The 21,476-nt window shown below is 68.8% G+C and carries 24 protein-coding genes; 21 read left to right on the forward strand and 3 right to left on the reverse strand.

The annotated features are described in order from the left end of the window. Positions 1-58: 58 nt before the first annotated feature. Together QSJ18_RS11870 and QSJ18_RS11875 are read right to left on the reverse strand one after the other, a co-directional pair. Positions 59-2,266, reverse strand: a complete 2,208-nt coding sequence (locus QSJ18_RS11870) for an acyltransferase family protein (RefSeq protein WP_286326656.1) — start codon at positions 2,264-2,266, stop codon at positions 59-61. Positions 2,267-2,371: 105 nt separating this feature from the next. Beyond that, positions 2,372-2,959, reverse strand: a complete 588-nt coding sequence (locus QSJ18_RS11875; protein WP_286326657.1) for a TetR family transcriptional regulator — start codon at positions 2,957-2,959, stop codon at positions 2,372-2,374. 117 nt (positions 2,960-3,076) lie between these two features. Between QSJ18_RS11875 and QSJ18_RS11880 the strand changes: the two genes are divergently transcribed. The 6 genes from QSJ18_RS11880 to QSJ18_RS11905 are packed head-to-tail and all read left to right on the forward strand — an operon-like array spanning position 3,077 to position 8,378. Further along, a complete protein-coding gene (locus tag QSJ18_RS11880; protein WP_286326658.1) occupies positions 3,077-4,387 on the forward strand; it encodes an adenosylmethionine--8-amino-7-oxononanoate transaminase in 1,311 nt (436 codons plus the stop codon). Continuing rightward, positions 4,384-5,565 carry an 8-amino-7-oxononanoate synthase gene (locus QSJ18_RS11885; RefSeq protein ID WP_286326659.1) on the forward strand — a complete coding sequence of 394 codons (1,182 nt, stop codon included), beginning with the start codon at positions 4,384-4,386 and terminating at the stop codon, positions 5,563-5,565. Before QSJ18_RS11880 ends, QSJ18_RS11885 begins: the two co-directional genes overlap by 4 nt. A 52-nt stretch (positions 5,566-5,617) precedes the next feature. Beyond that, positions 5,618-6,385, forward strand: coding sequence for a dethiobiotin synthase (gene bioD / locus QSJ18_RS11890; RefSeq protein WP_286326660.1), 768 nt, complete (start codon positions 5,618-5,620; stop codon positions 6,383-6,385). Beyond that, the gene (gene bioB, locus QSJ18_RS11895; protein ID WP_286326661.1) at positions 6,382-7,419 is read left to right on the forward strand and encodes a biotin synthase BioB; all 1,038 of its coding nucleotides are present in this window, start codon (positions 6,382-6,384) and stop codon (positions 7,417-7,419) included. Before bioD ends, bioB begins: the two co-directional genes overlap by 4 nt. Before the next feature lie 51 nt (positions 7,420-7,470). Further along, the gene (gene bsaP / locus QSJ18_RS11900) at positions 7,471-7,713 is read left to right on the forward strand and encodes a biotin synthase auxiliary protein BsaP (RefSeq protein WP_286326695.1); all 243 of its coding nucleotides are present in this window, start codon (positions 7,471-7,473) and stop codon (positions 7,711-7,713) included. Continuing rightward, entirely contained in the window at positions 7,710-8,378 is a 669-nt protein-coding gene (locus QSJ18_RS11905; RefSeq protein ID WP_286326663.1) for a DUF2567 domain-containing protein, read from the forward strand. The genes bsaP and QSJ18_RS11905 overlap by 4 nt, the downstream gene beginning before the upstream one ends. 8 nt (positions 8,379-8,386) lie before the next feature. Here the strand turns inward: QSJ18_RS11905 and QSJ18_RS11910 are convergent, their stop codons facing one another. Beyond that, complete coding sequence (locus tag QSJ18_RS11910) at positions 8,387-9,058, reverse strand: NUDIX hydrolase (RefSeq protein ID WP_286326664.1); 672 nt, start codon at positions 9,056-9,058, stop codon at positions 8,387-8,389. A 43-nt stretch (positions 9,059-9,101) separates the two neighbouring features. Here QSJ18_RS11910 and QSJ18_RS11915 point away from each other — a divergent pair, with 43 nt between their 5' ends. The 15 genes from QSJ18_RS11915 to QSJ18_RS11985 all read left to right on the forward strand — a co-directional run bounded on the left by QSJ18_RS11915 (position 9,102) and on the right by QSJ18_RS11985 (position 21,443). Continuing rightward, positions 9,102-9,800, forward strand: coding sequence for a tyrosine-protein phosphatase (locus QSJ18_RS11915; RefSeq protein ID WP_286326665.1), 699 nt, complete (start codon positions 9,102-9,104; stop codon positions 9,798-9,800). Positions 9,801-9,976: 176 nt separating this feature from the next. After that, the gene (nadA, locus tag QSJ18_RS11920) at positions 9,977-11,020 is read left to right on the forward strand and encodes a quinolinate synthase NadA (RefSeq protein WP_286326666.1); all 1,044 of its coding nucleotides are present in this window, start codon (positions 9,977-9,979) and stop codon (positions 11,018-11,020) included. 4 nt (positions 11,021-11,024) lie between these two features. After that, complete coding sequence (nadC, locus tag QSJ18_RS11925; RefSeq protein ID WP_286326667.1) at positions 11,025-11,933, forward strand: carboxylating nicotinate-nucleotide diphosphorylase; 909 nt, start codon at positions 11,025-11,027, stop codon at positions 11,931-11,933. Positions 11,934-12,054: 121 nt separating this feature from the next. Beyond that, complete coding sequence (hisD, locus tag QSJ18_RS11930; RefSeq protein WP_286326669.1) at positions 12,055-13,383, forward strand: histidinol dehydrogenase; 1,329 nt, start codon at positions 12,055-12,057, stop codon at positions 13,381-13,383. Then, positions 13,380-14,531 (forward strand): histidinol-phosphate transaminase, encoded by a 1,152-nt coding sequence (locus QSJ18_RS11935; RefSeq protein ID WP_286326670.1) that lies wholly within the window; start codon positions 13,380-13,382, stop codon positions 14,529-14,531. The genes hisD and QSJ18_RS11935 overlap by 4 nt, the downstream gene beginning before the upstream one ends. Next, positions 14,528-15,151: an imidazoleglycerol-phosphate dehydratase HisB gene (gene hisB, locus QSJ18_RS11940; protein ID WP_286326671.1), complete on the forward strand. Its 624-nt coding sequence runs from the start codon at positions 14,528-14,530 to the stop codon at positions 15,149-15,151. Before QSJ18_RS11935 ends, hisB begins: the two co-directional genes overlap by 4 nt. Further along, the gene (hisH, locus tag QSJ18_RS11945) at positions 15,151-15,807 is read left to right on the forward strand and encodes an imidazole glycerol phosphate synthase subunit HisH (protein WP_462476055.1); all 657 of its coding nucleotides are present in this window, start codon (positions 15,151-15,153) and stop codon (positions 15,805-15,807) included. The genes hisB and hisH overlap by 1 nt, the downstream gene beginning before the upstream one ends. After that, entirely contained in the window at positions 15,786-16,124 is a 339-nt protein-coding gene (locus tag QSJ18_RS11950; protein WP_286326698.1) for a hypothetical protein, read from the forward strand. Before hisH ends, QSJ18_RS11950 begins: the two co-directional genes overlap by 22 nt. After that, positions 16,117-16,863, forward strand: coding sequence for a bifunctional 1-(5-phosphoribosyl)-5-((5-phosphoribosylamino)methylideneamino)imidazole-4-carboxamide isomerase/phosphoribosylanthranilate isomerase PriA (gene priA, locus QSJ18_RS11955; RefSeq protein WP_286326672.1), 747 nt, complete (start codon positions 16,117-16,119; stop codon positions 16,861-16,863). The genes QSJ18_RS11950 and priA overlap by 8 nt, the downstream gene beginning before the upstream one ends. Beyond that, entirely contained in the window at positions 16,860-17,693 is an 834-nt protein-coding gene (locus QSJ18_RS11960; protein ID WP_286326673.1) for an inositol monophosphatase family protein, read from the forward strand. The genes priA and QSJ18_RS11960 overlap by 4 nt, the downstream gene beginning before the upstream one ends. Positions 17,694-17,749: 56 nt before the next feature. Beyond that, entirely contained in the window at positions 17,750-18,523 is a 774-nt protein-coding gene (hisF, locus tag QSJ18_RS11965) for an imidazole glycerol phosphate synthase subunit HisF (protein WP_286326674.1), read from the forward strand. A 1-nt stretch (position 18,524) separates the two neighbouring features. After that, positions 18,525-18,890, forward strand: a complete 366-nt coding sequence (gene hisI / locus QSJ18_RS11970) for a phosphoribosyl-AMP cyclohydrolase (RefSeq protein WP_286326675.1) — start codon at positions 18,525-18,527, stop codon at positions 18,888-18,890. Positions 18,891-18,955: 65 nt separating this feature from the next. Beyond that, complete coding sequence (locus QSJ18_RS11975; RefSeq protein ID WP_066162994.1) at positions 18,956-19,135, forward strand: tautomerase family protein; 180 nt, start codon at positions 18,956-18,958, stop codon at positions 19,133-19,135. Further along, a complete protein-coding gene (locus tag QSJ18_RS11980; RefSeq protein WP_462476056.1) occupies positions 19,132-20,715 on the forward strand; it encodes an anthranilate synthase component I in 1,584 nt (527 codons plus the stop codon). Before QSJ18_RS11975 ends, QSJ18_RS11980 begins: the two co-directional genes overlap by 4 nt. A 20-nt stretch (positions 20,716-20,735) precedes the next feature. Further along, positions 20,736-21,443 (forward strand): TIGR02234 family membrane protein, encoded by a 708-nt coding sequence (locus QSJ18_RS11985; RefSeq protein WP_462476061.1) that lies wholly within the window; start codon positions 20,736-20,738, stop codon positions 21,441-21,443. The last annotated feature ends 33 nt before the right edge of the window (positions 21,444-21,476 follow it).

Consider the following 21,476-nt stretch of genomic DNA (forward strand, 5'->3'; position numbering starts at 1 on the left):
TGGTGGTCATCTCGAAGACGACCACGCCGGGTAGGTGCGGTATGTGGCAAAAGCCAGGTCAGGGGGTCGGCTTGCCCATCCACGGCATGGCCAGCCTCATCTGGCGCTCCAATTCGTCGGTGAGACTGCGCACATAGGTCGCACTGAGATGATGCGGATCCTTGTAGACGATGATGTTGCCGACGATCGCCGGGCAGCGAACCGGGTCGCAGACGCCGTTCGACAGATCCAACGCGTGGAAATCCGGACGGGTGCGCGCCAGTTCGGCGGCAGGGTCGGTCGGGGCGAGCGACACCGCCCGGCGCGTTCCGCAACTCTCCGCGTTACCGCCCTCGGCCAGGCAGATCGGGGTGTCGACCCGCGAGCGGATCGGCCACGGGGTGTCCCGGATGCCGAGGACCGGGATCCCCGCCGACAGGAAGTCGTCGAAGATCGGGGTGTAGTCCGGTGGCACCCAATCCCCGTTCTCGTAGTCGCGTGGTCGGGTCGAGTTCGTCATGACCGCGTCCGGACGGTCCTTCTTGATCGCCGCGATGACCCGCTGGCCCCAGTGGTAGCACTGTTCGTACGGTTGACCGAGTTGTCGGGGAACGGGGTTGGTGGACAGCGGGCAGCCCATCTTCAAGTAGGTCTTGACCTTGAAATGGTTGCGCTTGCCGACGGTGTCCAATGCCGAGATCCACATCTCGGCGTGCGAGCCACCGGCCAGCGCGATGGTCCGGGTCGCGGTCGGATCACCGTAGATACCGACGTGGATGCTGCCGTCCTTGAAGTCGCTCATGTCGCCGCGCCGTGAGGTTTCCGGGAAATCCTCGATCACCGCGAGGGGAGCGGGCACCGGGTCGAGTGCGGGTACCGGCGCACCGTTGAGTAGTGCACGGGCGCCGGGGAAGTCCCGCGGGTCGAGGTTCGCGGTGTCGACGGTGATGTTGGCGACGTGCCGGTCCCACACCTTGATTCCCACGCCGACGGTCGCGGTGGCCGCCACCAGAACAGCAGTGACCACAGACGCGTAGGTGAGCCAGGGGCTACGACCGCGACGATCGCCGTGCGCGAGTTGGCGGCGATCACCGGTGCGCAACGGATCCTCGATGAACCGCTTGGTCAGCGTGGCCAATACCAGCGAGAACGCCAGGATGCCGACGCCTTCGACGAATGTTGCCTGGTCGGAGTCATGCCAGGTCAGGTAGAAGATCAACACCGGCCAGTGCCACAGGTAGAGGCCGTATGCGGTGGATCCCAGCCACACCGGCCAGCGGCTGGCCATCGCCCGGTTGAGCATCGGCATCGGCTGGGCGGTGGCGTGATCGCCGTGGGCGCGACGCTGCTGGGCGGTGGCACCGGCCCAGATGATCGCCAGCGTGGACAGCACCGGGACGAGCGCCAACGGACCGGGATAGGACTCGACACCGTTGATCCAAAAGCCACAACTGACGATCAGCGCGAGAGCGACGGCGGTCACCACGTTGCGGAACCAGTTCGGGATGCGCCAGCTCGGCAGGCTGATGGCCAGGAGGCCGCCGGCCAGTGGCTCCCACAGTCGCGAGCGGGTGTCGTAGTAGTTGAACATCTGGTTGATGGCCATGCCGCGGTGCGCCCAGTAGAACGAACCCAGCGCGACCACCACGACGGCACCCGCGACCAGGGCCTTGATCACCCGAGGGTCGGCGATCTTCGTCGACACGAACCGCGCGGCGAGCTTGATCAGGCCGGTCAGTGCGAGCGCACTCAGCAGGGTGATGAGGAAGAACTGTCCCTGCACCGACATCGACCAGATGTGCTGCAGCGGACTGTTCGCCGAACTGGCGGCCAGATAGTCCTGCGAGTTCCAGGCCAGATGCCAGTTCTGGTAGTAGAGGGCCGACGCCTGCAACTCCGCGCCGATGTTCTCCCAGCGAATCTGCGGGAGGATGGCGACGGTGCCGATCGCGACCGCGACCAGCACGGTGAACAGGGCGGGCAGCAGCCGCCGCAGTAGCCGCTTCATCCGGGGCCAGGGATTGACCGCGAACCCGAAACCGAGCTTCGGGGACTGGCTGTGGATGGCGTGACGCAGAAGTGATCCGATGAAGAAATAGCCCGACAGGGTCAGGAAGACGTCGACGCCGCCGGAGACCTTGCCCATCCAGACGTGGAAGCAGGCGACCAGTGCGATCGCGATGCCGCGCAGGCCGTCGAGATCATTGCGGTACGCCGGGACCGTGGCCGACGTCGTGGACGTGGACGTGGAGGCCGCGGCGTTCGCGGTCCGGGTCGGGGCTGCCAAGAGATGGGCATCCTTCTGTTTCGGGCGGTCGTGGTCGGCTAGCAATGTACCCGGCGAAGCTGTGAGAACTCGACTTGGGTGAAGCCGACACGCCCCGGCTGACCTTTACTTTTCTTTACTCTCGCCCCGGCGTGGCCGGTCGTCGGCCCGGGCGCGGGCACCGTCGAGAATGATGTCGAGGCCGCCGGTGAACTCCCGTCCGAAATCGCGGCCGGAGGCGTCGATGGCGCCGAGTCGTTCCATCTGGGCGCGGGTCTGTTCCTCGATCGTCAGGCCGATGACCAGCTGGCAGATGGCGGTGGCGACGGCTTCGGCGTCGTCGAGGGGCAGTCCGCCCGCCCGGGCGGCGGTGGTGATGTCGGCGTAGATCGCCTTGGCCGACAGCCCCGACGCCCAGCTGGACGACACCACCTCGGCGCTGTCGGGAACGGCCAGCAGTGCGGCCCGCATCCCCGTCGCCAGGGTGGCCAGCCGGATATCCCACGACTCGCCGGTGCCCGGGATGGGTACCGAGGCGAGGATGTCGTCGGCGAGCGCGGCCAACAGCGTCTGCTTGTTGGGGAAATGCCAGTACAGCGCATTCGGCCGAACGCCCAGCTCGGCGGCCAGTCGGCGCATCGACAGGTCGGCCAGGCTGGCCTCGACGAGGATCTCGCGTGCGGCGGCCAGGACATCGGCGCGACTGTTGCTCACCAGATCAGCCTAGTGAGCCCGTTCGCCTACCCCCGGGTAGCCCTGTACGGTGTCCAGGATCCGCCTGTACGGTGTACAGGCTCGGACCGCACCGGGGGAAAGAAGGAGGGCGCAGCCGTGGATGAACAGACCATCAGCCGCATCGATGCCGAACACATCTGGCATCCCTATGGCGCCCTGCCCGCGACGACCCGCCCCCTCGTGGTGTCCGCCGCGTCCGGGGTGCACCTCGAACTCGCCGACGGCCGGCGGGTCGTCGACGGGATGAGCTCCTGGTGGGCGGCCATCCACGGCTATGGTCACCCGGCGCTCGACGCGGCAGCAAGCGCGCAGATGGCCAAGATGTCTCACGTCATGTTCGGCGGACTGACCCATGAACCGGCTGCTCGGCTCGCCGAACTGTTGGTGGAGATGACCCCGGACCGGCTGCGCAAGGTCTTCTTCGCCGACTCGGGATCGGTGTCGGTCGAGGTCGCGGTCAAAATGGCGATGCAATACTGGCGTGGCCGGGGCGAACCGCGCCGGACCCGGTTGCTGACCTGGCGCGGCGGCTATCACGGCGACACCTTCACCCCGATGAGCGTCTGTGACCCCGACGGCGGCATGCACTCGATGTGGACCGACGTCCTCGCCCGGCAGGTCTTCGTCTCCGCGCCACCCCACGGCTACACCGAGGAGTATGTCGCCGAACTGGAATCGGCCATCGCCGGTCATCGCGACGAACTGGCGGCGGTCATCGTCGAACCGCTGGTACAGGGCGCCGGCGGGATGCGATTTCACCACCCCGAGTATCTGCGCGCGCTGCGGCGGATCTGCGACGAGCAGGACGTGCTGCTGATCTTCGACGAGATCGCCACCGGTTTCGGCCGCACCGGCACGTTGTTCGCCGCCGACGCCGCCGACGTCGCACCCGACATCATGTGCGTGGGTAAGGCACTGACCGGCGGATATCTCACGCTCGCCGCGACCCTGTGCACCGATGAGATCGCCGCGGTGATCAGCGCGGGTGAGGCAGGTGGTCTCGCACACGGCCCGACCTTCATGGCCAATCCGTTGGCCTGCGCGGTTGCGGTGGCGTCGCTGACCCTGCTCGCGGACGGCACCTGGCGTGGCCGGGTCGCACGTATCGAAGCCGAGCTGAGCGCCGGCCTGGCTCCGATCGCCGCCCTCGACGGGGTCGTCGACGTGCGGGTCCGCGGCGCGATCGGCGTCGTCGAACTCGATCGTCCGGTGGAGATGGTCGCCGCCACCGACGCCGCAGTCGCCGCCGGCGTGTGGCTGCGGCCGTTCCGCAACCTCGTCTATGCGATGCCGCCGTACCTGTGCGACACCGCCGACATCGCGACGATCGTCGCCGGGATTCGCGCCGCGGTCATCGCGAGTCTTGCCGCCGACCCGGCCGCCATCGACCTGGAGGTGGCCTCATGACGGCCGGACACGACGTCGTACGCGGTGCCACCGACGAGGCCACCGAGGCCGGACTGGACTGGTTGCCCGCCGCCGCGGCGGCCCGCGCCGCCGCCGGCTTGCATCGTGAGCCCTTCGTGCGCGAACCCGGCGTCGAACTGATCAATCTGGCGGCCAACGACTACCTCGGTCTGTCCCGGGATCCGCGCGTCATCGCCGGTGCCCACCGGGCGATCGACGACTGGGGGACGGGATCGACCGCGTCGCGGCTGGTCGTCGGGACGACACGGCTGCACACCGACTTCGAGGACGAGATCGCGGCCTTCCTCGGTTTCGATGCCGCGCTGGCCTTTTCCTCCGGCTACCTGGCCAACGTCGGGGCCATCTGTGGTCTGGCCGGTCGGGGCGACCTCATCGTCTCCGACACCGGAACGCACGCGTCGCTCATCGATGGTTGCCGACTGTCGCGGGCCCGGGTGGTCGTCGTCGACCGCGGTGACCATGCCGCGGTCGCCCAGGTGCTGGCCGACCGTGCCGAGGCGCGCGCGCTCGTGGTCACGGACTCGGTGTACAGCATCGACGGTGAACCGGCGCCGGTCGCCGAACTCTATGCCGCCGCCCGCGCACACGGTGCGGTGCTGCTGGTCGACGAGGCGCACGCCTTCGGCGTACGCGGACCGGGCGGCCGGGGACTGATCGCCGACGCCGGACTGTCGGGTGCCCCGGATCTCGTGGTGACCGCGGTGATGTCGAAATCCCTGGGCGCCCAGGGCGGGGTGGTACTCGGTTCGGCCGACGTCCGTGCCCAGCTCATCGACTGTGCGCGCACCTTCATCTTCGACACCGGACTCAACCCGGCCGCGGTCGGTGCCGCGCGTGCGGCGCTGGCCGTGCTGACCGGACAACCGCAGCTACCGGATGCGCTGGCCGCCAACGCCCGGCGACTCGCCACGCGACTCGGGCTGCCCGAACCGGCGTCGGCGGTGATCTCGGTGATCATCGGTGACCCGCAACGGGCGGTGGCCGTCGCCGGCGCCTGCCGAGAGCGTGGGGTGCTCGTCGGCTGCTTCCGGCCGCCGTCGGTACCTGCCGGTACCTCGCGGCTGCGCATCACCGTGCGTGCCGACCTCGACGACGACACCATCGACCGGGTTGCAGACATTATCAACGGCGCGCTCGCTGAGGTGGGCGCCCGATGAGCCGCGTACTGACCGTCATTATCAACGGCGCGCTCGCCGAGATGGGCGCCCGATGAGCCGCGTACTTGCCGTCACCGGCACCTCGACCGATGTCGGCAAGACGGTGGCGACCGCTGCGCTCGCCGCGGCGGCCGTCGCGGCCGGACTCCGGGTCGCGGTCTGTAAACCCGTTCAGACCGGGGTGGCTGCCGGCGATCCCGGCGATCTCGCCGAGGTGACCAGGCTCGCCGGTGAGCTGACCGTCGCGGAGTGCGCGCGTTATCGCGACCCGCTGGCCCCCGACACCGCGGCCCGGCGCGAGGGGGCGACGCAGGTCTCGCGCGCCGACATCGCCGACACCGTGACCCGGCTCGCCCGCACCCACGATCTGACGCTCGTCGAGGGCGCGGGGGGCGTCCTCGTCCGTCTCGCCGACGATCTGACCCTGCTCGACGTCGCCGCCGACTGCGCGGACGGGATCGTCGTGGTCTCCCAGCCGGGTCTCGGCGCGCTCAACCACGCCGAACTCACCGTCGGCGCGATCGTCGCAGCGGGTGTGCGGCCCGCGGGTCTGATCATCGGATCCTGGCCGCAGCAACCGGATCTCGCGATGACCTGCAACCGCAATGACCTGCCGCGACTGACCGGTGTGCCGGTGGTCGGCGTGCTACCGGCCGGGGTTGGCGGATCATCTCACCCCGACTTTGCCGCCCGCGCGCCCGGCTGGTTCGACCGCGATTGGCTGAACGTCGAATTCCCCACGCCCGCACCACAGTCCAATAACCATCAGCCGGTCACCCCGGCAGTCAGCTTCACCACATCCGAAGGAGTTCTCTCGTGACCCAGGCAACCGTCGAATCCGGCACCGGCACCACCGACGCCGACGACATCCTCGCCATCGCCCGTGCGCAGGTACTCGAACGCGGTGAGGGGCTCGACCAGGAGCAGACGCTGCGGGTGCTGCGGCTGCCCGACGAGCGGCTGACCGAGTTGTTGCAGCTCGCCCACGATGTCCGCATGCGGTGGTGCGGGCCCGAGGTAGAGGTCGAGGGCATCATCTCGCTCAAGACCGGCGGTTGCCCGGAGGACTGCCACTTCTGCTCGCAGTCGGGTCTGTTCGCCTCGCCGGTGCGCAGCGCGTGGATCGACATCCCGTCGCTGGTAGAGGCCGCCAAGCAGACCGCGAAGACCGGTGCCACCGAATTCTGCATCGTCGCGGCCGTCCGTGGTCCCGACAAGCGACTGCTGAGCCAGGTCGCCGCCGGTATCGAGGCGATCCGCAACGAGGTCGACATCCAGATCGCCTGCAGCCTCGGCATGCTGACCCAGGAGCAGGTCGACCAGCTGCGTGACATGGGTGTGCACCGCTACAACCACAATCTGGAGACCGCTCGGTCGCACTTCCCGAATGTCGTGACCACCCACACCTGGGAGGAGCGTTGGGACACCCTGCGCATGGTGCGCGACGCCGGTATGGAGGTGTGCTGCGGCGGCATCCTCGGCATGGGGGAGACCCTCGAACAGCGTGCCGAATTCGCGGCCGACCTCGCGAGCCTGGAACCCGACGAGGTGCCGCTGAACTTCCTGAACCCGCGTCCGGGCACCCCCTTCGGTGACCTCGATGTGCTGCCCGCGAGCGAGGCGCTCAAGTCGGTCGCGGCGTTCCGCCTGGCGTTGCCGCGCACCATTCTGCGATTCGCCGGTGGACGCGAGATCACCCTCGGCGATCTCGGTGCCAAGCAGGGCATCCTGGGCGGCATCAACGCCGTCATCGTCGGCAACTACCTGACCACGCTTGGCCGGCCCGCCGAGGACGATCTGGATCTGCTCGTGGATCTGTCGATGCCCATCAAGACCCTCAATGACACGATCTAGCGGCGCGCCGACAGGTGCGCGATCTGTGACACCATCGGAGGCGTGCCCGACATGATCGATACGATTCCCGGCCCGCTGGCGCAGCCCTGCCGCTATGGCGTCTACACCGGTCTGGAGTTGGAACTCCAGGCACCCGACGCGATCCCGACGGCGGCGAAACTCGGGCTGGAACCGCCCCGGTTCTGCGGGCAGTGCGGCCGCCGCATGGTCGTGCAGGTGCGTCCCGACGGCTGGCAGGCCCGGTGTTCCCGGCATGGCGTCGTCGACTCGTCCGAACTGGGCACGCACCGTTGATCCAGCGCCGTTCGCTCGAATCGCTGGCCGCGGTCGTCGGGGTGATCCTGCTGCTCGGTGTGGTCTTCGGGGCCATCTGGGCGTTGGTGACCCCGGCGCCGGCCGGCCGGGTGACCTCCGAAGGGCCGGTGTACGCCTCACCGGCCGAGGTCGGTGAGGAGTTCGCGGGGGTGGCGGTCTTCGCGCTGCTCGCCGGGGCGCTCGGCATCGTCTGCGCGATTCTGGTGTGGCTGGTCGCCCGACGCTGGCGTGGCGTCGTCGGATACCTGGCCACCCTGCTCGCCGTCGTCGTATCCGGGGCGGTGGCGATCCAGGTGGGTGCGTGGGTCGCGGATTGGCGTTTCGGCGACAACAGCAACCTCAAGGTCGGCGACGACTTCCATGTGGTCCCCGACCTGTGGCTGAACGGTGCCACCCGCTCGGGGTCGGCGTGGCCGTGGATCCTGCTGATCTGCGCGCCGTTCACCTTCACCCTGGTCTATCTCGTCTGTGTGCTCGCCGCCCGCAGCAGCGACCTCGGGGTCGGCGACGCCGATCAGTGGGCGCCGGATCCGGCCCTTCCGCAACCACTTCCGGCGTCGGGGTCGATCTACCCGACGCCCGCCGACCAGCCGCATCCCGGTGTCGCCGATCCAACTCCGGCCCCACCGCCGAAGGCGGACTGAGGAACTGCCTACATCGGCGGCCGGAGGGTGGCGAATTCGTCGGTGACGCGTAACTCGTTGTCGGCGAAGGCATACAGGGCCGGTGGCCGACCGCCGGCCCGCCCCGTCTTGCCGACCGTCCCAGTGGCCACGATCACCGACCGCCTGCTCAGAATGCGCAGCAGGTTGGTGGTGTCGACGGCATAACCGAGTGCGGCGCAATAGATTTCCGACAGCTCCGACATGGGGAATCGGGCCGGCGCCAGCGCGAAGGCGATATTCGTGTAGGACAGCTTCGCGGCCAGCCGATGCCGGGCGGCCGCGATGATCGCCGCATGGTCGAAGGTCAGGTCGGGGAGCCGGTCGACACCGTGCCAGGCCGCATCTCCCGGCGGGGCGGACGGCGCGTCGGTCGGAACCAGACCCAGATAGGTCGACGCGATGGTGCGGGTCGTGGGTACCCGATCAGGATCGGAGAACACCACCAACTGTTCGAGGTGGGCGACGTCGCGGACATCCATCCGTTCGGCCAGCAGTCGGCGTGCGCTCGTCGACAGGGTTTCGTCGTCGGCGATGTCGCCGCCGGGCAGTGACCAGGCGGTGGCGGAGTCGGGTCGGGTCAGCAGCACGCACAACATGGGCGCGGAGGCGGCGTCGACCTCACGGATCTGGAACACCGCACTGAGAACCTCCACCCGCATGGCCGTGAGTCTAGTGTGACGACCGGTGTGTTAGACGTAGAGCATGAGTTATGTGTCGCTGGTCAATCTCCGTGATGTCGGTGGTCTCGCGCTGACGACCGGAGGTACGACGCGCCCCGGCGTGCTGCTGCGGAGCGACGCGCCCTACGACGGCGACGCCGATCTGGCCACCGGGCCGTTGGTGGTCTGGCCGCCGACCAGGGTCGTCGACCTGCGCGACGAGGGAGAGGCCGCGGCCGGCCTGTATTCCTGGCCCACCGGTGTCGCCCGGATATCCAATCCGTTGTTCACGCAGGCGCGGGTGGATCGGGCGCTGGAAGATCTGAGTCTGTCCGATCTCTATGCGAATCTGCTTCGCGAGGCACCTGCCCGGATCACCTCGGCGCTCAACAACTTCGACGCGGAGGGCACCACCCTGGTGCACTGCGCCGCGGGTAAGGACCGAACCGGTGTGACCGTGGCGGTGGCGCTGCTGCTGTCCGAGGCAGACCCGGAGGCCATCGCCGATGACTACGCCCGCACCGCGGACGCGATCGCGATGGTCCGGGAACGGATGATCGCCAACGGCCGGATCACGACGGACATCGCCGTGGGCCATCAATTGCTGGGATCGCCGCGTGAGGCGATCGGCGTCGTCGTGGACACGGTGTCGACGGCGCCCGGGGGAGTGTGGGGCTGGTTCGCCGACAATGGCGGGGACGTCGCCCACCTCGAGGCGTTCGTCGCACGTCTGCGCGGTTGATGTCGTCGCACGTCTGCGCGGTTGACGCCGCTACCCGCTTGCGGGAATGACCCGAATGTGGGCGGTGTTACTATGAGCGTGTTTTCGACCAGTAGTCGAAAACCTGCCCCGCGGCACACAGCCCGTGCCCGGGATACCCCGTCTCGACCCGATCGGGACAGGCCAGAGGAGTGGCTATGAGCATCACCAGTGACCGTCGGGTGTCCGAAGCCGACGTGCCGTGGTTCGACACCCCGGCCGGATACGCCGGTGTGGAACCCACCGCCGAGTGGGCCGACGAGGTTCGCCGACTGGCCAAGGCGCGCAATGCGACGCTGCTCGCGCACAACTACGAGCTCCCGGCCATTCAGGATGTCGCCGACCACGTCGGTGACTCGCTGGCACTCTCGCGGATCGCGGCCGAGGTCGACTCCGACGAGATCGTCTTCTGCGGTGTGCACTTCATGGCCGAGACCGCCAAGATCCTGAGCCCGCAGAAGCGGGTGCTCATCCCCGACGCCCGCGCCGGTTGTTCGCTCGCCGATTCCATCACCGCCGACGACCTGCGCGAATGGAAGAGCGAGTTCCCGGACGCGGTGGTGGTGTCGTATGTGAACACCACCGCCGAGGTGAAGGGCCTCACCGACATCTGCTGCACGTCGTCGAATGCGGTCGACGTGGTCGCCTCCATCGATCCCGACCGCGACGTGCTGTTCCTGCCGGATCAGTTCCTCGGGGCGCATGTGAAGCGCGAGACCGGTCGCGACAACATCCACATCTGGGCGGGCGAATGCCATGTGCACGCCGGCATCAACGGCGACGAACTGACCGAACAGGCCGCCGCCCACCCCGACGCCGACCTGTTCATCCACCCCGAATGCGGTTGTGCCACCTCGGCGCTCTACCTCGCGGGCGAGGGTGCGGTCCCCGACGATCGGGTGAAGATCCTCTCCACCGGCGGCATGATCGACGCCGCCCGGCAGACCGGCGCCTCCCAGGTGCTCGTCGCCACCGAGGTGGGCATGCTGCACCAGTTGCGCAAGGCCGCACCGAACATCGACTTCCAGCCGGTCAACGATCGGGCGTCGTGCCCCTACATGAAGATGATCACGCCCGCCGCCCTGCTGCGCGCGCTGCGGGAGGGCAAAGACGAGGTGTTCGTCGCGGACGACGTCGCCGAGCGGGCACGCCGCAGCGTCGAGCGGATGATCGCGATCGGCAACCCCGGTTCGGGTGAGTGAGTCGATGACCGCTGGTTTCATCGGACAGTCCGACGCCGCGTCGTCGTTGGACTTCGAGGTGACCGACGAGATCCGGACGCTGATCCGGACCGCGCTCGACGAGGATCTGCGGTACGGGCCGGACGTCACCTCGCTGGCGACGGTCGGGTCGGATGCCGTCACCGACGCCGCGATCGTCAGCCGGGGGACCGGTGTCATCGCCGGTGTTCCGGTGGTGCGGGCCGTCTTCGACGAGGTGATCGGTGCAGGTGCCTACGAGGTCACCGCTGCGGTCGCCGACGGCACGCGGGTGTTCCCGGGTGATGTCGTCCTCGCCGTACATGCGCCGACCGCGGCGCTGCTGACCGCCGAACGCACCGCGCTCAACCTGATCTGCCATCTGTCGGGGATCGCCACCGCCACCGCCGCCTGGGTCGACGCGGTGGCAGGCACTCGGGCGCGCATCCGGGATTCGCGCAAGACACTGCCGGGATTGCGGCTACTGCAGAAATACGCCGTGCGCGCCGGTGGCGGCGTCAACCATCGACTGGGCCTCGGTGATGCCGCGCTCATCAAGGACAATCATGTCGCCGCCGCGGGATCGGTGGGTGCCGCGCTGGCCGCGGTCCGTGCCGCCGCGCCGGATCTGCCCGTCGAGGTGGAGGTCGACTCGTTGGCCCAACTCGACGAGGTGCTGGTGCTGGATCCGCAGCTGGTGCTACTCGACAACTTCGCCCTGTGGGAAACCCAGATGGCCGTGCAGCGTCGGGACACCCGTGCACCGTCGACCAAGCTGGAGAGCTCGGGCGGGCTGACCCTGGATATGGCCGCCGACTACGCGCGGACCGGTGTCGACTACCTTGCCGTCGGCGCGCTGACTCATTCGGTCGCCGTGCTCGACCTGGGCTTGGACATTCCGGCACCCGGAGCCTGACACGGTTCGTCGGGGTCGCAGGCGAGAGTGATCGTCCGCACCGTCGGCGAGGGCGGATTCGAAACCCGGTGGCGCGACCCCATATCCTGGAGGGGAAACCCCAGTACAACAGGAGTGAAACATGCTCGCCCGAACCGACCTGCGCGGTAGCGCGCCGACGCTCGCCGAACTGCGTCGTGCACTGCCCCGCGGTGGCACCGATGTCAACGCCGTACTCGACACGGTAGAGCCGGTGGTCCATGCGGTCGCGGAGCGGGGCGCCGATGCCGCGCTCGAGTACGGGGAGCGATTCGACGGGGTGCGCCCGGCCTCGGTGCGGGTGCCCGCCCAGGCCATCGCCGATGCGTTGACCGCACTCGATCCGGCGGTCGCCGATGCCCTGCGTGAGTCCATCGACCGCGCCCGCAAGGTGCACGCCGACCAGCGGCGCTCGACCTCGCGGACCCAGGTCGTCGACGGTGGTGTGGTCAGCGAGAAGTGGATTCCGGTCCGGCGCGTCGGCCTCTATGTGCCCGGCGGCAATGCCGTCTATCCGTCGTCGGTGATCATGAACGTGGTCCCGGCGCAGGAGGCAGGCGTCGGATCGCTCGTCGTCGCCTCGCCCCCGCAGAAGGACTTCGGCGGCCTGCCGCACCCGACCATTCTGGCCGCCTGCGCGCTGCTCGGCGTCGACGAGGTGTGGGCGGTCGGCGGTGCTCAGGGTGTCGCGTTGCTCACCTACGGCGGCGTGGACTCCGATGCCCGCGTGCTCGACCCGGTCGATCTCATCACGGGTCCGGGCAACATCTACGTGACCGCGGCCAAACGGCTGTGTCGCAGTGTGGTCGGGATCGACTCGGAGGCGGGTCCCACCGAGATCGCGATCCTCGCCGACGACTCCGCCGATGCCGCGATCATCGCCTCCGACCTGATCAGCCAGGCCGAACACGACGTCCTCGCCGCCTCGGTGCTCGTCACCGACAGCGAAGAACTCGCCGATGCCGTCGACGTGGCGCTCGATGCGCAGGTCGCGGCCACCAAACACCGCGAGCGGGTGGCCACCGCACTGTCCGGGAAGCAGTCGGGCATCGTGCTCGTCGACGACCTCGACGCCGGACTGGCCGTCGTCGACGCCTACGCCGCCGAACACCTGGAGATCCAGACCCGCGACGCCGCGACGGTCGCCGATCGGGTGCACAACGCCGGGGCGATCTTCGTCGGCCCGTACGCGCCGGTCAGCCTCGGCGACTACTGTGCCGGGTCCAACCACGTGCTGCCGACGTCGGGTTCGGCCCGATTCGCGTCGGGATTGTCGGTGCAGACCTTCCTCAAGGGTGTGCACGTCATCGACTATGACGAGGCCGCGCTGCGCGAGGTCGCCGACAAAGTCGTGACCCTCGCCGACGCCGAAGATCTGCCCGGCCACGGCGACGCGATCAAGGCGCGTTTCGCCGGTGGTGTCACCCGGTGAGCGCGCCGGATTCGGTACGTCCGGCGGCGGTACCCGGCGCCGGGATCGGCGTCGACGCGCTGCCGCTGCGTGACAACCTGCGCGGCAAGAGCGCCTACGGCGCACCGCAGTTGCGGGTGCCGGTCATCCTGAACACCAACGAGAATCCGCACCCCCCGGCCCCCGAGTTGATCGCCGATGTGGCCGAGTCGGTGCGGACCGCCGCCGCCGAACTGCACCGCTATCCGGACCGGGACGCGGTCGCCTTGCGCACCGACCTGGCCGCCTACCTGAGCGAGGCGACCGGGGTGGTGTTGGGCGTCGACAATCTGTGGGCGGCCAACGGCTCCAACGAGATCCTGCAGCAATTGCTGCAGGCCTTCGGGGGTCCGGGACGCACAGCACTGGGATTCGTGCCGTCCTATTCGATGCACCCGATCATCGCCGACGGCACCGACACCGCCTGGATCGGCGCCAAACGTGCCGGTGACTTCGGACTCGACGTCGACTACGCGGTGACCGAGGTCGGCGCACTGCGACCCGACGTCGTCTTCGTGACCTCACCGAACAATCCGACCGGCGGATCGATCGCGCTGGCCGATCTGCGTCGCATCGTGGAGGCGGCCCCCGGCATCGTCATCGTCGACGAGGCCTACGGCGAGTTCTCCGATCAGCCGAGCGCGGTCGCGTTGATCGACGAGTTCCCGGCCAAGGTGGTCGTCAGCCGAACCATGAGCAAGGCGTTCGCCTTCGCCGGTGGTCGGCTGGGCTATCTGGCGGCGGCGCCGGCGATCGTCGAGGCGTTGCAGTTGGTCCGGTTGCCGTATCACCTGTCGGTGGTCACTCAGGCGGCCGCGCGTGCCGCACTGCGGCACCGGGACACCACGTTGGCCGGGGTGGCGGCGATCGTCGCCGAACGCAAACGGGTGGCCGCCGAACTGGCGACGATCGGCTACGACGTCGTCGACTCCGACGCCAACTTCATCCTGTTCGGCCGGTTCATGAACGCCGCGGCGTCCTGGCAGCACTACCTCGACGACGGCGTGTTGATCCGGGATGTCGGAATCCCCGGGTATTTGCGTGTCACGATCGGGTTGGCCGCCGAGAACGACGCCTTCCTCGAAGTCAGCCGAAAGCTTGCCCCGACAGATCTGGAGAACGACGAGTGAGCAGCCCCGCACCCCGCATCGCGAAGGTCGAGCGCACCACCAAGGAGTCCTCGATCAGCGTCGAACTCAACCTCGACGGCACCGGCGTCACCGACATCTCCACCGGAATCGCCTTCTACGACCACATGCTGACGGCCTTCGGCCAGCACGGCAGTTTCGACCTGACGGTCAAGGCGCAGGGCGACATCGAGGTCGAAGGGCACCACACCATCGAGGACACCGCGATCGTGCTCGGTCAGGCTTTGGGGCAGGCGCTCGGCGACAAGAAGGGCATCCGCCGCTTCGGCGACGCCTGGATCCCGATGGACGAGACCCTCGCGCAGGCCGTCGTCGACGTCTCGGGCCGACCCTACTGTGTGCACACGGGGGAACCCGAGCACCTGCTGACCGCGGTCATCGGCGGATATCCGGGTGTGCCGTATTCGACGATCATCAACCGGCACGTCTTCGAGTCGATCGCACTGAACGCGCGGATCGCCCTGCATGTGCGGGTGCTCTACGGCCGCGACCAGCACCACATCACCGAGGCCGAGTTCAAGGCGGTCGCGCGCGCGCTGCGTACCGCAACCGAATACGACGCGCGGGTCAGTGGTGTGCCGTCCACCAAGGGCGCACTCTGATGGGCACCGAACTGATGCGCAACGCCGAGGTGGCGATCCTCGACTACGGTTCGGGCAACCTCCGGTCGGCACACCGCGCGCTGGAACGCACCGGCGCCCAGGTCACCGTCACCAGCGACTTCGACACCGCGCTCAACGCGGAGGGGCTGGTCGTGCCGGGTGTCGGGGCCTTCGCCGCCTGTATGGACGGCCTGCGTGCGGTCCGGGGTGATCGCATCATCGGGCGGCGGCTGGCCGGCGGACGCCCGGTGCTGGGCATCTGCGTCGGCATGCAGATCATGTTCGAGCGGGGCGTCGAATTCGGTGTCGAGGCGGACGGCTGCGGCGAATGGCCGGGGGAGATCACCCAGCTGCCCGCGCCGGTGTTGCCGCATATGGGTTGGAACACGGTGTCCGCACCGTCGGATTCGGTGCTGTTCGCCGGACTGGACGCCGACACCCGCTTCTACTTCGTGCATTCGTACGCGGCCCAGACCTGGGAGATGGACAACGTCGGTTCGCCGCTGCACGCCCCGAAGCTGACCTGGTCCGAACATGGCGGGCCGTTCCTGGCCGCAGTGGAGAACGGCGCGCTGTCGGCCACCCAGTTCCACCCCGAGAAGTCGGGTGACGCCGGGGCTCAGCTGCTGTCGAACTGGGTGCGGGGGCTGGCGTGACCGACGAGCAGCCGCACTTCTCGTTCGCGAAACTCGCACTGTATGCGCTCGGCGCGGGTGTGCTGGTCCTGCTCGTGTCCATCCCGATCATCCTGGGGCTCGCACAGTGGTCTCCGGTGGCCGGTCTGGTCGCCGCATTGGTCGCGGTGATCGCGATGATTGCCGCGATCGGTACGGTATCCAACCGGATGGTGAACACGGCCCGCGACCGGATGCTTGCCGCACGGGCACGCGACGAGGCCGCCGCGCAGAACTCGGATCCCGCCGACACAGACAGCACCGCAACAACAGACAGGAACACCGACACCCATGGGTAAAACCCTCGAACTCCTTCCCGCAGTCGACGTCGCCGACGGGCAGGCGGTGCGCCTGGTGCAGGGCGCCGCCGGTACCGAGACGTCCTACGGGTCGCCGCGGGAGGCCGCCCTGGCGTGGCAGAACGACGGTGCCGAGTGGATCCATCTGGTGGACCTCGACGCCGCTTTCGGTCGCGGCGACAACCGGGCACTGCTCGCCGAGGTCGTCGGCGAGTTGGACGTGAAGGTGGAGCTGTCCGGTGGGATCCGCGACGACGATTCCCTCGCCGCCGCCCTCGCGACCGGATGTACCCGTGTCAACCTGGGCACCGCCGCCCTGGAGAACCCGGAATGGTGTGCGCGTGCGATCGCGCAGTACGGCGACCAGATCGCGGTCGGACTCGACGTGATCCGGGAGGGCGAGTCCTACCGGCTGCGCGGTCGCGGCTGGGTCACCGACGGCGGTGACCTGTGGGAGGTGCTGACCCGGCTCAACGGCGACGGCTGTGCTCGCTATGTGGTCACCGACGTCTCCAAGGACGGCACCCTCGCCGGGCCCAACCTGGAACTGCTGGCCGAGGTCGCCGCGGCGACCGACGCCCCGATCGTCGCCTCCGGCGGGGTGTCGGCCATCGACGATCTCGTGGCCATCTCGGGTCTGGTGGACCAGGGTGTCGAAGGTGCGATCGTCGGCAAGGCGCTCTACGCAGGCCGGTTCACGCTGCCCGAGGCGCTGACGGCGGTCGCACAGAACCGATGACCGTCCCACCGCCCACGAAGCTCGACCTGCCGCGTCTCCTCGACACCGCGGGGGCCATCCTCGACGGCTGTGTCGACACCTTCGTCGGCGGTCTCGGCGCCCCGAGTGCCGTGGACAAGGGTAAGGGCGGACACGACTTCGCCACCCAGCTCGACCTCGATCTGGAACGCCGGATCGCCGCCGAACTGACCGCGAGCACCGGGATCCCGGTCCACGGCGAGGAGTTCGGCGGTGCGGCGGTCGACGACGGCCCGGTGTGGCTGCTCGACCCGATCGACGGCACCTTCAACTATTCGACGGGACTGCCGATGACCGGCATCCTGCTCGGCCTGCTGATCGACGGTGAGGCCACCCTCGGTCTCACCTGGCTGCCGATCCTGCGCCAGCGCTACGCGGCGCATGTTGGCGGCCCACTGCTGGTCAACGGGGTGCCCGCGGAACCGCTGCCGGCGACGTCGAGTCTGCGGCACACCTCGGTCGCCTACGGATCCTTCAACGCCAACAATCGTGGCCGGTATCCGGGCACGCGCCGCGCCGATCTGCTGCGGGCGCTGAGTACCGAGGTGTCGCGGGTGCGCATCACCGGCAGCACCGGTGTCGACATGGCCTACACCGCGGCCGGGGTCTTCGGTGCGGCCATCGCCTTCGGCTCGCATGCCTGGGACAACGCGGCGGGTGCGGCGCTGGTCCGGGCGGCCGGCGGGGTGGCCACCGATCTGGAGGGACGGCCGTGGAATGTGCACTCGCCGTCGCTGGTGGCGGCGCCGCCCGGGGCACACGAGGAGCTGATGGCGCTGATCGCCGACACCGTCGGAGATTGGTCGGCATGAGCGCCACCGGTCAGAACACAGCCGCAGGGCAGAACACAGAACTGAAGGACGTGAGCATGACCCTGGCGACCCGAGTGATTCCCTGCCTGGACGTCGACGACGGCCGGGTGGTGAAGGGGGTCAACTTCGAGAATCTGCGCGATGCGGGCGATCCGGTCGAACTCGCCGCCCGCTATGACGCCGAAGGCGCCGATGAACTCACCTTCCTCGACGTCACCGCGTCCAGTTCGGGCCGGTCCACCATGATCGACGTGGTCAAGCGGACCGCCGACCAGGTGTTCATCCCGCTCACCGTGGGCGGCGGCATTCGCACCGTCGACGACGTGGACACCATGTTGCGCGCCGGCGCCGACAAGGTGTCGGTGAACACCGCGGCCATCGCCCGGCCGGAGGTGCTCGCCGAGATGAGCCGCCGGTTCGGTTCGCAGTGCATCGTGCTGTCGGTGGATGCGCGCACCGTGCCCGACGGTGGTGAGCCGACGCCCTCGGGTTGGGAGGTGACCACCCACGGCGGTCGGCGGGGGACCGGCATTGACGCGATCGAATGGGCGCGTCGCGGCCAGGACCTCGGGGTCGGCGAGATCCTGCTCAACTCGATGGACGCCGACGGCACCAAACAGGGTTTCGACCTGCGCATGCTGCGCGCGGTACGTGCGGCGGTGTCGGTGCCGGTGATCGCCAGCGGCGGCGCAGGCGGGGTGGACGATTTCGCCCCGGCCGTGCAGGCAGGCGCCGATGCGGTGCTGGCCGCCTCGGTTTTCCACTTCGGCGAGCTGACCATCCACGACGTCAAGGCGGCCATGGCGGCCGCCGGAATCACGGTGCGCTGACATGGCTCTCGATCCTGCGCTCGCCGCGCAGCTCAAACGTAACGCCGACGGTCTGTTCTCCGCGGTCGCCCAGGAACGGTCCACCGGCATCGTGCTGATGGTCGCCTGGATGGACGACGAGGCGCTGGCCCGTACGCTGGCCACCCGCCGGGCCACCTACTACTCCCGGTCGCGTCAGGAGTACTGGGTCAAGGGTGACACCAGCGGCCACATCCAGTACGTGCACGACGCCCGGCTCGACTGCGACGGCGATACGGTGCTGCTCGTCGTCGACCAGGTCGGTGCCGCCTGCCACACCGGCAACCACAGCTGCTTCGACACCGAGTCGCTGTCCTTCGGCGTTCCCGATGCCGACGCGCGAGACTAGTTCTGACACATCGAATCTGTGAACACCCAGACAAGCGCGACCACCAGAAAGGGGTGACGGCGACCATGCCACTCATCCAGATCTCGCAGACGCCGGGTCTCAGTGACCGGGTCAAGCGGGAGACCATCGCGGCCGTGACCGAGGCCTACGCCAAGGCGACCGGTAAGAATCCGGATTCGGTGTGGGTGACGATCACCGAGGTGCCGCGGCAGCAGTGGGGCGTCGGCGGCGAGCCGCTGGGATGAGTGTGCACGAGATGGCAGACGACACCACGACTCTCGCGGAGTTCCTCGATCTGGCGCGCGACCACCGCGTGGTCCCGGTGACCCGCAAGGTGCTCGCCGATTCCGAGACCCCGTTGTCGGCGTACGGCAAGCTCGCGGGTGAACGGCCGGGCACCTTTCTCCTCGAATCGGCCGAGAACGGTCGGTCCTGGTCGCGCTGGTCGTTCATCGGTGCCGGGTCCCCGTCGGCTCTTACGGTCGTCGACGGTCAGGCCCGCTGGTGGGGTGCGGTTCCCGCGGGCGCTCCCGACGGCGGGGATCCGCTGGAGACGCTGGCCCAGGCGTTGCGGCTGCTGGCCACCGACCCGCTGCCCGATCTGCCGCCGCTGACCGGAGGTTTCGTCGGCTTCCTCGCCTACGACATGGTGCGGCGTCTGGAACGTCTGCCGGAGACCACCGTCGACGATCTGGGGCTGCCGGATATGACGATGGTCCTGGCCACCGATCTGGCGGCGGTCGACCACCACGAGGGCACCATCACGCTGATCGCCAACGCGGTCAACTGGGACGGCTCCGACGAGCGCGCCGAGGAGGCCTACGCGGATGCCGTCGCCCGGCTCGACCGGATGACCGCAGCGCTGGCCGCGCCGGCGCCGTCGACGGTGTCCCGCTTCTCGCGTCCGAAACCCGAATACACGACGCAGCGGACGCTGGCGGAGTTCTCCGAGGTGGTGACCAGCCTCGTCGGTGAGATCGAGGCCGGGGAGGCCTTCCAGGTGGTGCCGTCGATGCGGTTCGAGATGGACACCGACGCCGACCCGATCGACGTCTACCGGGCGCTGCGCGCCTCTAATCCGAGCCCGTACATGTACCTGCTGCGGATGCCGGGAATCGATGACGAGCACGCCGACGGTCCCCGAATCGGCAGCGGCGGATTCACGATCGTCGGCAGTAGCCCGGAGGCGCTGGTCACCGTCGCCGACCGCACCGCGACCACCCATCCGATCGCGGGCACCCGGTGGCGTGGTGCCACCGAGGAAGAAGATCTGTTGCTCGGCAAGGACCTCATCGAGGACGAGAAGGAGAACGCCGAGCATCTGATGCTCGTCGACTTGGCCCGCAACGACCTCGGCCGGGTGTGCCGTCCGGGCACGGTCAAGGTCGGCGACTACCGCCACATCGAGCGCTACAGCCATGTCATGCATCTGGTGTCGACGGTGTCGGGTACCTTGCGCGACGACAAGGACGCACTCGACGCGGTCACCGCCTGTTTCCCGGCCGGCACCCTGACCGGCGCACCGAAGGTCCGGGCGATGGAATTGATCGACGAGCACGAGAAGACCCGGCGCGGCCTGTACGGCGGGATCGTCGGGTATCTCGACTTCGCGGGCAACGCCGACACCGCGATCGCGATCCGCACCGCCCTGATCGCCGGCGGCAAGGCCTATGTGCAGGCCGGGGCCGGCGTGGTCGCCGACAGTCAGCCCGAATACGAATACAACGAGGCCCGCAACAAGGCCGCGACCGTGCTGGCCGCGGTGGCGACTGCGGGCACCATGCGGCGGGTCACCACCGAGCCCGCCGACGACGATCAGGCATGAACGAGTAACCAGCCATGAAGATGACCGACGCCGATGTCCAGACCCAGCAACGTAAGGCGATGCGTCGCCGACAGGGGGTGGCGGCCGCGCTGCTCGCCGGAGCGGCGATCGCCTTCTGGGGCGCATCCCGGCTGACCTGGGCGACCGTCGAAGCCGAGGACGGACTGTCACCGCAGCGTGCCTTCCACGTCAAGGGTGCCGACTGGAGTCCGTGGCTGACCCCGCTCGCCCTGGTGCTGCTGGCCGCCATCGCCGTCGCGTTCACCGTGCGCGGGTTGGCGCTGCGTCTGCTGGCGCTGCTCATCGCGGCGGGCGGGCTGCTGGCCGCCTTCCCGGCGGTGTCGCTGCTCGTCGACGGTGGGGAGTCGGATTATGCGGCGCGCGCGGGCGATATCCCCGATCGTTTCCGCATCCTGCTGGTGAACATCAACTGGGTGGCCCCGGTCGTGGTGCTGGTCGGTACCGCCTGCACGGTGGGTGCCGCGGTGATGTTGTTGCGTGTGGTGCGTGCCGCCGACCCGTCGTCGAAGTACACCACCCCGGCCGTGCGGCGCGAAGAGGCCGAGCGGGAGATCTTCGCCGACTACGAGCGGCGCAAGGCCGCACAGGAGGGCGGCGCCCCGGCCGAGACAGAGGAGTCCGGCACCGCGAACGAACGCATGATGTGGGATGCGCTCGACACCGGGATCGATCCGACCGACCCCGACGACGGCGACACGATCCGCTGACCTCCCACACACCGATCACCGGCGTTCGACTCC

Source organism: Gordonia heveisoli, assembly GCF_030315745.1.
Classification (GTDB): domain Bacteria; phylum Actinomycetota; class Actinomycetes; order Mycobacteriales; family Mycobacteriaceae; genus Gordonia.